Source organism: Lysinibacillus piscis (genome assembly GCF_026012395.1).
Classification (GTDB): domain Bacteria; phylum Bacillota; class Bacilli; order Bacillales_A; family Planococcaceae; genus Lysinibacillus; species Lysinibacillus piscis.
Genome location: NZ_BRZA01000002.1, coordinates 990,809 through 1,003,613, shown reverse-complemented (window position 1 = coordinate 1,003,613; position 12,805 = coordinate 990,809). Strand labels below are relative to the sequence as shown.

General features: G+C 38.2%; 10 protein-coding genes and 1 pseudogene. 8 read left to right on the top strand and 3 right to left on the bottom strand.

Going from position 1 to position 12,805, the window contains the following annotated elements; translation table 11 throughout:
• Positions 1-261: 261 nt before the first annotated feature.
• Positions 262-708 (bottom strand): MarR family winged helix-turn-helix transcriptional regulator, encoded by a 447-nt coding sequence (locus OPF91_RS11515; protein WP_264988891.1) that lies wholly within the window; start codon positions 706-708, stop codon positions 262-264.
• Positions 692-979 carry a transporter suffix domain-containing protein gene (locus OPF91_RS11510; protein ID WP_264988890.1) on the bottom strand — a complete coding sequence of 96 codons (288 nt, stop codon included), beginning with the start codon at positions 977-979 and terminating at the stop codon, positions 692-694. Before OPF91_RS11510 ends, OPF91_RS11515 begins: the two co-directional genes overlap by 17 nt.
• Before the next feature lie 463 nt (positions 980-1,442).
• Between OPF91_RS11510 and OPF91_RS11505 the strand changes: the two genes are divergently transcribed.
• The 8 genes and pseudogenes from OPF91_RS11505 to OPF91_RS11470 all read left to right on the top strand — a co-directional run bounded on the left by OPF91_RS11505 (position 1,443) and on the right by OPF91_RS11470 (position 11,139).
• A complete protein-coding gene (locus tag OPF91_RS11505; protein WP_264988889.1) occupies positions 1,443-4,550 on the top strand; it encodes an ATP-binding response regulator in 3,108 nt (1,035 codons plus the stop codon).
• 258 nt (positions 4,551-4,808) lie between these two features.
• Positions 4,809-4,919, top strand: a pseudogene (locus tag OPF91_RS11500) (MerR family transcriptional regulator); the annotation flags it as partial.
• A 73-nt stretch (positions 4,920-4,992) separates the two neighbouring features.
• Complete coding sequence (locus OPF91_RS11495) at positions 4,993-5,718, top strand: polysaccharide deacetylase family protein (RefSeq protein WP_264988888.1); 726 nt, start codon at positions 4,993-4,995, stop codon at positions 5,716-5,718.
• A 178-nt stretch (positions 5,719-5,896) separates the two neighbouring features.
• On the top strand, positions 5,897-6,631 hold the full coding sequence (locus OPF91_RS11490; protein ID WP_264988887.1) for a peptidoglycan recognition protein family protein: 735 nt from the start codon (positions 5,897-5,899) through the stop codon (positions 6,629-6,631).
• A 240-nt stretch (positions 6,632-6,871) separates the two neighbouring features.
• The gene (locus tag OPF91_RS11485; RefSeq protein WP_264988886.1) at positions 6,872-8,386 is read left to right on the top strand and encodes a lmo1851 family serine protease; all 1,515 of its coding nucleotides are present in this window, start codon (positions 6,872-6,874) and stop codon (positions 8,384-8,386) included.
• Between the two features lie 67 nt (positions 8,387-8,453).
• Positions 8,454-9,353, top strand: coding sequence for a CobW family GTP-binding protein (locus OPF91_RS11480; protein WP_264988885.1), 900 nt, complete (start codon positions 8,454-8,456; stop codon positions 9,351-9,353).
• Positions 9,354-9,543: 190 nt separating this feature from the next.
• Positions 9,544-10,200, top strand: a complete 657-nt coding sequence (locus tag OPF91_RS11475; protein WP_264988884.1) for a CAP domain-containing protein — start codon at positions 9,544-9,546, stop codon at positions 10,198-10,200.
• Between the two features lie 234 nt (positions 10,201-10,434).
• Positions 10,435-11,139: a helix-turn-helix domain-containing protein gene (locus OPF91_RS11470; RefSeq protein ID WP_264988883.1), complete on the top strand. Its 705-nt coding sequence runs from the start codon at positions 10,435-10,437 to the stop codon at positions 11,137-11,139.
• 112 nt (positions 11,140-11,251) lie between these two features.
• Here the strand turns inward: OPF91_RS11470 and OPF91_RS11465 are convergent, their stop codons facing one another.
• A complete protein-coding gene (locus OPF91_RS11465) occupies positions 11,252-12,604 on the bottom strand; it encodes an MATE family efflux transporter (RefSeq protein ID WP_264988882.1) in 1,353 nt (450 codons plus the stop codon).
• Positions 12,605-12,805 lie beyond the last annotated feature (201 nt).

The following is a 12,805-nucleotide window of genomic DNA, read 5'->3' as shown; positions in this document are numbered from 1 at the left end:
GTTTTAGCTGTATGTGATTTTGGAGAAAAACGTGCAGCCAACCAAAAACCGACTAAAATGGTATCAAGGATTTAGAGGTTGAACGAACCTTTAAAGCCTGCTATTCATGACCTGTTAGGTGACTGAACAAATCAGAGCCTAATGGGTTTTTTGATTTTGCTACAGGACACTTGCTTGAGATTTTGGTTTTCTAATTGTAAATGTAAGAGCCTTGCTATAGTCAAATTATAGCAAGGCTCTTTAAAAGTTGTTGAATAAACACTACAGTTTATCAATTACTTTTGTTAGTTTTTGAAGTGCTGATAAAAAATTGGTTAATTCTTCAAGTGATAAATTTGCATAATATTTTTCAGAAAGCTGTTGCATAAATAGGTCACATTCTTTTTTATACAATAAGCCTTTTTCGCCTAGCTCAACTGAAAATGCACGTTTATCATCGGTATGTTGCTTTCTAATAATATACCCTTCCGCCTCAAGCTTTACTAACTGTTGGCTGATTGCACTCTTGGTTATATTCATTATTTCTGCCAACATTGTAGGGGTGGAGGAGGGGTATCGAATAATTAATGTTAATAACGTATATTGTTGATTATTTAATTGAAAATTTGTATAGCTCCTTTCTTTTGTTTCAAGTAACAGCCATAGTTCTTCCAGTGTTTGATTGATTTTTGTAGCTATATTTTCATTTGTTCTACTGTTGTCTGTCATTTTTTTTTCTCCAATTTTTTGGATTTAACTTACTTTTATATTTGGTTACTACTTCTTTTCCAACAAAGGCAACACCTATCAAAAAAAAGATTTCTCCTACTATTATACATGCTGTTATGATAGTAGCCTTTATAGAGGTTGGAAATGGGATAAATGGTACGATGGCTGCAAAACCCCAAAGTATAGGATAAAAAATCAGAAGCCCTATCCCAAGTTTAAAAAGAAATGGTTTCTTTTGTTTATTTTCATTGATAAGTAATTCTTTTTCCAATGGTAATCCTCCGTATCTAAAATAATTTAGTTAACTTAACTAAATTATAAATGAAAGGTGTTTGGATTACAAGGTTTTGAAACTGCATTCTCTAAAAATCAACTTATGATGTATGTAAAAAGGCTTCCGATATCTAACATGTTCTTTTGTTACTTTCTTATAGGAAAGTGTCTTACATCAATTCATTATGAACTTGCCAATTAGAATGAAATAATTTATTACTTACTGGTTGTTCTAGCAGTAAGTCATTACATCTTAATATATAGCGAAAAAGTATCATATGGTATTGCGAGAACAAAATAAACTCCCCAATGGGTGACTGAATATATCAGAGCCTATTGGGGAGTTTTTTGTTTTCTCTGTGTAGAAATATTTTGTTAGACTAGTTGTTCAGTTTATGTGTAGGAGCATTTGATATGATATAAATTTCGCAAAATGTTGATTTATGCATAAAGGGGGCGTAGTGTCAAAGCGCTACATCTATATAATGTGCTTTGATATGGCAGGTATGAAACAAAGAAAAATTATCATCATCATTAGCTTATTTATTTTGTTTTTAACAGGCGCAAGACTTTTATGGTTTGACGTGTTCAATCATCCAAGTCAGAGCTATGCTGTAAAAGGACAAATCGATTTACGCAATCAAGCGATTCAAGAGGGACAAGTCGTCACATTAGATGGGGAATGGTTATTTTACCCATACGAATGGCTAGCAGAGCAAGGCAAACAGTCAGTGCCAACAAAGGCTCCAACTGCTATCCAAGTGCCAAAAGGTTGGAGTACAGCATTAAAAGAAGGTGACAAGACCCCTTATGGTTATGGCTCTTATCATTTGAAGATTATTGTGAAACCTGAGGAAGATATGACATATAGCCTGCGTATACCTAGCATTCGAAGTGCTTCAGAGGTGTATGTTAATCACAGACTATTAGGTAGAGCAGGTCAGCTAGGAGAGCGGGCGAGCGACACGGTAGCCCAAAATATTCCGTATACGCTTTCTTTTCAAACAAATGGGCAAGAGGTTATTGATATTATTGTGCAAGTAGCCAATTTTCAAGACCCACGTAATGGAGGAATTGTGCGCTCGATTCAATTCGGCAAGGCAGATGTAGTGAATCGAGAAGTACAATTGTCCATAGCCATGCAGCAATTGGTGGCAGTCGTGTTTCTTATTCATGCGATCTATGCGGTGATTTTGTATACAATAGGCGATAAGGATAAACGATTACTTGATTTTTCGCTGTTAATGTTTAGCACGATGTTATTTTATTTGTTAGGAAGTGATGAAAAATTATTATCCTATTGGTTGTCCATCAATTATGAATGGGGCTTTAAAGGAGTGCACCTTGCCATGCTTGGTATAGGCTATTCCTTGTGGCAATGTATGATGAAATGGTTGCCAACGAAAATACATAAATGGATGCCTTACTCCTTTGTTCTGTACGGTGTGGCAGCATTTTTAACACTTATACTGCCTGCTCGTTATGTTGTGTTGATTCAACCTGTTTATGGGACATTATTAGGCATTCCAATGGCATTAACAATGGTCATTATGTTGTGCAAATCCATCAAAGAATGGCGAGAGCATCTTTTTCTATTGCTTGCCATTGTAGCTTTTATTAATAATATTGCTTGGTATGGTATTTTACTTGTCACGGGCACAAAAATGATTCATTATCCATTTGATTTGATAATAACGATGGCTTGCTTAGCAACAGTGTGGTTTAAAGAGTATGCGCAAGTACATGCAGATACTCAAAAGCTAGCGATGAAGCTCCAAAAGGCAGATAAATTAAAGAATGAATTTTTAGCCAATACATCACATGAATTACGTAACCCACTTCATGGTATTTTAAATATATCAAAGGCGGTTTTAGAGCGTGAAGCCCATGCATTAAGTACGAAAAGTGTGAATGATTTAGAAACAGTGCTCTCTGTTGGTCAAAGGATGTCTCTCATGTTAAATGATTTACTGGATGTGATGCACTTAAAGGAAAATACGCCGACATTACAGCTTCAAACGTTTTCGATTCATACCATTATTATGGGCGTTATCGATATACTGTCCTTTATGAAGGAAGGGAAAGATATTCAGTTCATACTTGAAATTCCTGAAGATTTTCCCAAAGTGTATGCTGATGAAAATCGGGTGATTCAAATTGTCTTTAATCTATTGCATAATGCATTGAAATTTACAAATGAAGGCCAGATTGTTATTACAGGGAATCAGCAAGATGGAAGGGCAGAGTTTGCCATTAGTGATACGGGTATTGGTATTGATTCGGATACAATGCAGCGACTATTTGAGCCATATGAACAGGGTGAGCTCAGCAAGGCAATGGTAGAAGGGGGCTTTGGGTTAGGTCTTAGCATTAGTAAGCGTCTTGTGGAATTGCATGGAGGTATATTACAGGTAGAATCTATGATAGGGGTGGGATCAACGTTCCGATTTACTTTACCACTATCTACTGTAATGGATCGATTAGTGGACAGTAAACAGCCAGTAAGCAGTCCATATGAGGAAGTGGCAGCAGCTAAGCAACTAAAATACCAACCCGAGCAAGCTGTTATAGATGGGAAGCGTGCTCGAATATTGGTAGTAGATGATGAATCGATTAATCTACGAGTGGTTGAAACGATTCTGCCAAGTGAGTTGTATGAGGTGGTAACTGTGACAAGTGGTATGGCAGCACTAGACATGTTACATACACATACTTGGGATTTGATTATTTCAGATGTCATGATGCCTAAAATGTCAGGATATGAGCTGATACGGGTAATTCGTCAGCGTTTTTCCATGATTGAGCTTCCTGTGTTACTGTTGACAGCTCGTAATCAGCCAATGGATATGGACAATGGTTTTTTAGCAGGTGCTAACGATTATGTGACAAAGCCTGTCAATAGCTTGGAGCTAAGAGCAAGAGTAGAGGCACTGACAAACATGAAAACAGCAGTACAGGAGCGACTGCAAATGGAGGCAGCATGGCTTCAGGCGCAAATAGAGCCCCACTTTTTATTTAATGCCTTAAATGCGATTGTGACCTTTAGTGAAATAGGAGATGAGCGTGCTAGTAAATTACTAGAAGCGTTAAGTGACTTTTTAAGAGAATCCTACAAATTCCAAAATACGAAGGACCTTGTACCACTGGAGGATGAGCTACATTTAGTCCATTCCTATATGTACATTCAGCAAGAACGTTTTGGTGAACGTATCACCTTTCAGTGTCATGTTGAAGTAGCCACAGATGTACGCATCCCATCCTTAACCATTCAACCTTTAATCGAAAATGCCCTCACACATGGTATTTTGAAGCGTAGAGAGGGAGGGACGATTTATTTACATATTGTCAATGTTGGTGGAAATATTGAAATTACGGTGACAGATGATGGTGTTGGTATGGAGGAGGAGCATGCGGCACAGTTGCTGGAGCTACAAACTAGCCATGCGAAAGGAATTGGCTTATTAAATACTAATCTACGTCTAAAACGACTATATGGTCAAGGTTTGCATATAAAGAGTAAGCCGAATCAGGGCACATCCATTTCCTTTATTGTGATGCGAAAAAAATAAAGTGAACCTTCAATCGGTGGGGGTCTTACAGCCTGTTAATATAGGATAAAAGTGACTACAGCAAGAGACAGTCTATCTCAGACCGTCTCTTGTTGCCATTTTAGGCAGGGGTTGCCTTGGTCAATAATAATTTGAGACCAAAGCCATCTCTGTTAGCTGCTCCATGTAATCTTGGACAACAGGTGCTAACAGCCATTCGCGTACAATATAGGAGATAAACCACATAATTGATAGCAATGCATTAATCGTAAATGTGTATTACAGACGGGGGATAGTGTGAAAATTCCAGCGTATGCTGAGCATCAATGGAGCAACCGTACAGTACATGAGGTGAGTATTTTATTTTCCGTCACACCACCGTCTTTTTAGCTCAGCAATGCATGTTTTCTTATCTTCCTCAAATAATAAAGTATCGACTATTTAAAATAGAGGAAGTGAAGCATTGAAAAAGTGGCTGCTTTTGCTGTTATTTGCCTGTTTGTGTACCTCTGCTGTCTTTTATGTGAAGGCGAGCACATTGGAAAATAAAGGACGAAAATATTATGAGGAAGCAGGACAAATTGTATGGGAAATTGATACAAAGGAAAAAATGATTGCGTTGACCTTTGATGATGGACCACATCGCCAATATACGGCTGACATTCTAAATGTGCTAGCGAAATATCAGGCAAAGGCTACCTTCTTTATTGTTGGGGCAAATGCAGAAAAAAATCCTGAGCTTATTTTGAGAATGTATGAGGAAGGACATGAATTGGCAAACCATACCTTTACCCATCCGTTAAAAAAGACGAATGTTCCTGCGTTATTGCAAGAAATTGAACAAACCAATGCTGTTATTTATAGTATTACCGGATTTAAGCCACATTTATTCCGACCAGTGGAGGGGCAGTATACGGATGCCATGATTGAAGGAATTACAAAAGCAGGCTATAAGGTTGTGATGTGGTCATGGCATTTAGATACGATGGATTGGAAAAGCCCTGGTACAAATCGGATTGTACGTACTGTGTTAAAAGGAGCTAAACAAGGCAATATCGTGCTTTTTCACGATGGGGGTGGCAATCGACAGCAAACAGTCAAGGCATTAGCCCATATTTTGCCTGAGCTAGAGAAGCAAGGTTATCGTTTTGTGACCGTTTCAGAATTAGTAGAGGCACAAGAGAAATAGCTTGTGTCTTTTTTCATGAATACATTGAATACCTCTTTCATGATGTGCTAGTACACAAAGAGAATGACTGTCAAAGCATATGTATAGTAGTAATGCCTTATCTACTCTCGGAAATTTCTAGCAATAAAGATAGGAGATAGGGCATATCATCTATTATACATGTAAAGGAGGGAATTCATTGATTACCATTCGCCAAAAATTAGTAGCCGCTTCAAAAGCTGTGATGATAACAAACGGTCAACATAATAAAAAGAAATATATTGTTGTGCATGAGACAGATAATACGAATATTGGGGCGGATGCCGATGCACATGCACGCTTGCAGTGGAATGGCAATAGTAGACAGGCAAGCTGGCATTGGCAGGTAGACGATCAAGAAGCAGTGCAATCCTTTGAGCATTTTTGGGAGTGCTGGGGAGCAGGGACATATCAAGGCAATACAGAAGGCATACAAATCGAAATTTGTGTCAATCAAGATGGAAATTATCAAAAAGCTGTACAAAATGCGGCCCAATTAATTGCTAAAATTATGAAAGAAGAAAATATTTCCATCGACCATGTTGTCCAGCATCATTTTTTTAGTGGTAAAAATTGTCCACGCAATTTAAGAGCAGGGAAAGTGAAATGGTCACAGTTTCTTGATATGATTCGGCAGGCGCATGATGTGCCAAAAACACCAATTGGCACGAATAAATATCGTATTTTAACAGGCACTTATAGCACAAAGCAAGCCGTAGATAGTGCAGCACAACTGATGAAAATAAGATTTGGGTGGCTTGTCTATATTGAACAAGATGGTGCATATTACCGTATTAAAACAGGCACGTTTACAGGTCTTTCTGCTGTCAAGCAAGCTGAAACAAAAATAAAAACAGCCAAACTAGCACAGCTTACCTATATTTTAGACGTTTAAGTGGAACCGTCTATCTTTAGAAGACGTTAGAAGAATAGGAGCCAAGAAAAAGTGTGCCATTCAATGATTTTGGCAGACTTTTTCTTTTCGTCTTCATGATAACCTGTTAAGATAGTAATGATGTGGTCAATCGCAAAATGGTGCGTATATGACACAAAAGATGACCTGATTGAAGAACCTTTCAACAAGCAGTCAATCGAAAATAAGCAGTTAGTGTATATGAGAGTGGTGACAATCAAGATGGACGAACAGAAAAAAGATGAAATGGAGCAACAAGAACAAGCAAAAGCAGATGTCAAATTGGCTGGACGCTTTATACAGATGAAACCGTTTAAATTTATTATGCTGATGTTTTTAACCATTCTTATTACAGCAGCTTTAACAATTTTTGCGTTAACATTTGGTGAGGAAAAAATCGTAGAGGTGAAAATACCTGTTGAACGGTCTGAGTTTACGAAGTTATATGATGCCTTTGATTTATTGAAAAAAGAATATTATCAGGATATTGACGATGAACAAGTAATTAACGGAGCAATCAATGGCATGTTCGATGCATTAGGCGATCCGTATTCTGATTATATGGCGAAGGAGGAGGCTGAACAGTTCAATTCAAGCCTGTCTTCGAGCTTCCAAGGAATTGGTGCAGAAGTGCAAGAGCGTAATGGTTTCATTACTGTTGTATCGCCAATTAAAAATTCCCCAGCTGAAAAAGCAGGGATATTACCACAGGATATTATTTTAACAGTGGATGGAAAAAGCATTCAAGGTTTCAGTGCTACAGAAGCAGTTGCCTTAATTCGTGGTGAAAAAGGTACCGCAGTTAAATTAACGATTAAACGTGACGGTCATACTGAACCGATTACGCTGACGATTATTCGTGATGATATTCCAGTGGAAACGGTGTATGGTCATATGCTAGAGGGCAATATTGCACATATTCAAATTACATCGTTCAGTGAGAATACAGCAGAAGAATTCACAAAAATGATGTCAACATACGAAGAACAAGGCATGAAAGGGATTATTTTGGATTTACGCCAAGACCCAGGTGGCTACTTGAAGGCGGCGGAAGGCATTGCTGATTTATTCGTACCAGAGGGCAAGCCGATTGTACAAGTACAAAATAAAGATGGGGAGCCACAAGTAGTCAATGCGACAAGTGGTAAAAAATATCAATTACCAATTACTGTACTGGTCGATGGTGGTAGTGCTTCAGCCTCTGAAATTTTAGCGGCAGCACTAAAAGAGTCAGTAGGTGCTAAAATCGTTGGTGAGACGTCATTTGGTAAAGGAACTGTGCAAAATGTAGCATCATTAAAAGACGGTTCTAACTTGAAATTCACAATGGCAAAATGGTTAACACCAAATGGCAACTGGATTCATGAAAAAGGAATTGCACCAGATGTGAAAGTAGCGTATCCAAGCTATGCGTCATTGCCATACTTGAATCCTTCTTTAGAAATGAAGGAAGGTATGCAGTCTGACTCCATTAAAGCGGCTGAGCAAATGCTAGAGGCATTGGGCTATGAGCCAGGTAAAGCAGATGGACAATTTGATAACTATACAACACGTGCTGTGAAAAAACTACAAGAAGAAAAGAAATTAGAAGAAACAGGTGTGCTAACAGGAGATACAACCTATGCTTTAATGGATGCTTTACGTGTGAAAATTAAACAAGATGATCCACAGCTAGGCAAAGCAAAAGAGCTAGTAACAGCAAGTATAACTGAACAAACAGAAGATACAAACAATTAAAGCAAGGAGCTGTCGTCACCATTTGGTGTGTGCGACAGCTTTTTAGCTTGAAGTGGAGGGTATAAGGATGAAAGATGTGTATTTATTGAGTGGTTTTTTAGGTAGTGGTAAAACATCTATGCTGACAGATCTCATTCGTCAGCTTAAAGAAAAGGGATTAAAGCCAGCCGTTATTATGAATGAGCTAGGGAAGCTTCCCTTTGATTCACAAGCTGTTGAGAAGGATATCCCATTAAAGGAAATGCTAGAGGGCTGTATTTGCTGTTCGGGAGCAGAAAAAACAGAGGCACAAATTCAGTCTTTATTAGCCGATTATGATTTTGATGTGTTGGTGATTGAAACGACAGGAGCGGCTCATCCTGTAGAAGCACTTGATGCAGTATATTCTCCATTATTTGCAGATCAACTACATGTGAAAGGGATTGTGACGGTAGCAGATGCAAAACTGTGGTTAGACCGAGCGACATTGACACCACAAGTGCGTACATTGTTTATGGAACAAATTCGCCATGCGCATTTATTGCTGGCTAATAAAATGGATTTATTAACAGCAGCGGAGCAAGCACAGGTTGTCTATGAATTACAAGGGTTCAATCCACATGCCATGATTATTCAAACGACGAATGGGCGTGTACCCTTATCATTGCTTGAACGTTTAACGGCAACAGTCGGACGTACACAAGAGGTTGTGAAAACGCCCATTGCTTCGATGCAGCTAGGTTCTCGATTAATCGTTTTTCAAGATGTATCCTTTACACAGGAACAATTTGAAGAATGGATACGGGCCCTTCCAGATACAGTCTATCGTATGAAAGGCTATGTACCAATTGAGGGAATTCGTAATCCAATGCTTTTCCAATATGCATATGGCATGGTGCAATGGCTACCTGAATATGTGAAAATGCCTGCCCAGCTAGTGGTGATTGGTGAAAATATACAAGCATTGTCTATCATCGGCGAATCCTAGTTTGCTAGACTGTCAACCCCATTTCAAATGTAAGTGTTGCACAAATTAACGAATATTACTAAAAAATAAGGCATGAAAACCTTGATATTACGCTCTTTTTATAGAAGTATGGTTTGATTGGTAGATGTTGCTAAAAAAAGTGTGCAAATCATCATTTACGATTGGTGACAGAAAAGGAGGAATTGCAAACATGAAAAAAACACTTACTGCAATTTGTGCAACATTTCTTTTAGCAGCTCCCGTTCAACTGGCTTCTGCTGCATCAAATACAACAGAGGGGAACCAAGTAAAGCAAACAACAAACTGTCAAGTTTACCAATATAAATGGTCTAATCATAAATGGCAGATCGTTGTACCATCTACTCCACCAAAAGGAGAGAATGTGACACAACCAAAGCCAACGACACCTTCAACAGAAACACCAAAGGATAATACAACGACAGCACCAAAACCATCAACATCATCTGATGTGAATGCTTTTGAGCAAGAGGTTGTGAAGTTAACGAATGCAGAGCGTACAAAAGCGGGCTTAGCGCCATTCCAAACGGATGATAAACTAATGGCAGCTGCACGTGAAAAATCACTAGATATGCAAAGCAAAAACTATTTTTCACATACAAGCCCAACATTCGGTTCACCGTTTGACCGTATGAAAGCGTTAGGTATTTCGTATAAGAGTGCAGGGGAAAATATCGCGCAGGGGCAACGCACACCACAAGAAGTTGTCCAAGCATGGATGGATTCACCAGGCCACCGTGCCAATATTTTAAATGCGAAATTTACGCATATTGGTGTCGGTTATGTGAAAACAGGTAACTACTGGACACAACAATTTATTCAGAAATAATGAATGTGCAGAAGCTGATGGAAAGGAATCAAATACCTTTCCATCAGCTTTTTGGTTTTATCTAATTGGATGCATTCGTATATTTCATCTTTCCACACGTATCTTTAGTGATACATAATATGGTTTATGCCATTTATTTTGAGCAAATAAAAGGCTTGAAATAGGGATTCAACCACCAGTTGATTGTTTATTTTGGTCAAAAACGATACGCTAATTGTGAAAGGGGAGATGGGTATGCTATTAGCGAATATGTTAAAAATTCATCGAAAAAGAATGGGCTACACACAGGAGCAGGTGGCACAGAAATTACATGTGACAACACAAGCCGTTTCAAAATGGGAGAAAGGTTTATCTGTGCCATCTATAGATAATCTTGTATCTTTATCAGATTTATATGGTATATCACTAGATGAACTCGTGCAAGGTAGCCCTTTTTTCAAAAAGCCTTATATCGTAGGGCAAAAATATAGTGTTAAAAAGGGAATATGGTTTCTATTTGTCTGGCTCATTATCAGTCTATTTCTTACAGGTTTTGGCTATCAACCAATAGGACTCTTGTTGTTTGTCTTTCTTATAGGCTGTATACTGATTTTTCCTGTTTTGTTTAACGATTATTGGGTTATTGAACAAGATGGCTTAGGGATACAGACCTATTCGAATACGACGACTAAAAAAATAGTGGAATTACTAACCTATCGCACAGAGAAAAAAATTAATTATACAGATATCGCTGCGGTGGAAATCATATATCAAGCGAAGCAAAGAATATCTCCATTTGATATTAGCTTTGATCCTTTTGATTTGAAGGTGATTCTTCATAATGGCGATAATATGTATCTTGAGCTACATCATTCACCAAAGATGTTTTTACCGCAATTTAGTGTCTTTTTGCAAAGACAGCATATTCAAGTAATCATGACCAAATTGTGCAACGATTAATGGAGGAACAAGATATTTATACACATTTTCATCAGCAGAGAGCAACTAAATGTGAAAAATGCTCATAATAAGCAAAAGCATCTACGCTAAAAAAGTAGATGCTTTTGCTTATTTATACACGCTGTGTCAATTGTTTTTGCACAAGCAGTAAGCGTATTAATAACGTAACTGCACCTGCTGTTAATCCTGCAACAAGGCCAAGCCAGTAACCAAATGGACCAAAGTCTGTATATGTAGCAATGGTGTAGCCTACAGGTAGACCAATCACCCAATAGGAAATAATAGCCATGATAAAGGTAATCATCACATCTTTATAGCCACGTAGTGCACCTTGGACAGGGGCTTGAATGGCATCTGATAATTGGAAAATCGCTGCATACACTAAAAATTGGACTGCAAAGGATAATACTTTACCATCTGTTGTATACATACTAGCAATTGGTTCACGGAAGACAAATAAAATACAGGCGGATACGAAGCTAAAGACAATTGCTGTCCCCACACATAAATAACTGTACAATTTCGCATCATGGTGGCGACCAGCTCCAATTTCAAAGCCGACTAAAATGGTTACACCCATTGCAATACTAAGAGGAACCATGTATAACAAGGAAGTGAAATTTAAAGCGATTTGATGAGCTGCAATAACCTCAGTGCTAAAGCGGCTCATCATCATCGTCACTGCCGCAAAAATGCTTGTTTCTGCAAATAAAGAAATCCCAATGGGTACACCAATCATGAGAATTTCCTTCCAGCGTAGCCATTCAAGTCTCGGCCAATCATGGAATAAGCGGAAACGATTAAATGGCGTATGCTTGGCAATAATCCAGATCGTTACGAAAAGAATCATCCAATAGGTAATTGCTGTTGCGACACCTGCACCAATACCACCTAGCTCTGGTGCACCCCATTTTCCAAAAATGAAGAGATAATTCAAAACGATATTAATGGGTGCTGTGAGTAGGGTAATCATCATTGTGACACGTGTTTTACCAAGTGCATCGATAAAGCAGCGTAGTACGAAAAATAAAAAGAACGGTATCAGACCAGCACACATGGCGTAAATATAAAATTTAGCGATATGATGCACGGCAGGCTCTAAGTTCATATGACTTAAAATCCAGTCAATACTTGAAAAAAGTCCGATAAAAATGATGCTCGCTAATAACAGGGCAACATAAATACCTTGTTGTACTGCTTTTTTGGCATCGTGCTTCTTTTTAGCACCGACAAGCTGTGAAACAATGGGCGGAATAGCTAATAAAATACCAGACAAGCCTGTATAAATCGGCATCCAAATGGAGGAGCCAATCGAGACACCCGCTAAATCTGCAGTACCGTAGCGACTGGACATTAAAATATCAAAAAATGAAATAAGATACATTGCTACTTGCGTCACTAAAATAGGAACAATCATTTTTAAAAGTAGTGCATATTTTGCTTTTAGTGTTGTTGTTTGGTGCATGAGGCGTACATCCTTTACTAGAATAATATCTTGGTTCAGTGGATGTCATTTGTTGTATCTGTCGCTAGCGCTTTCGATATAGAAAACGCAACCTAGTGTCAGATATAGACGGTTGGACATCCGTTGGAGCAGAATTGATTCAGTATAGCATACACACAATGGATTTTGGTATATATCATCTATCGTTTTTGAAATGCATAT

Excerpts from the sequence above, each read along its gene's own strand:
- OPF91_RS11515 (WP_264988891.1), bottom strand. The coding sequence starts at position 708 with ATGACAGACAACAGTAGAACAAATGAAAATATAGCTACAAAAATCAAT.
- OPF91_RS11485 (WP_264988886.1), top strand. The coding sequence starts at position 6,872 with ATGGACGAACAGAAAAAAGATGAAATGGAGCAACAAGAACAAGCAAAA.
- OPF91_RS11480 (WP_264988885.1), top strand. The coding sequence starts at position 8,454 with ATGAAAGATGTGTATTTATTGAGTGGTTTTTTAGGTAGTGGTAAAACA.
- OPF91_RS11475 (WP_264988884.1), top strand. The coding sequence starts at position 9,544 with ATGAAAAAAACACTTACTGCAATTTGTGCAACATTTCTTTTAGCAGCT.
- OPF91_RS11470 (WP_264988883.1), top strand. The coding sequence starts at position 10,435 with ATGCTATTAGCGAATATGTTAAAAATTCATCGAAAAAGAATGGGCTAC.
- OPF91_RS11465 (WP_264988882.1), bottom strand. The coding sequence starts at position 12,604 with ATGCACCAAACAACAACACTAAAAGCAAAATATGCACTACTTTTAAAA.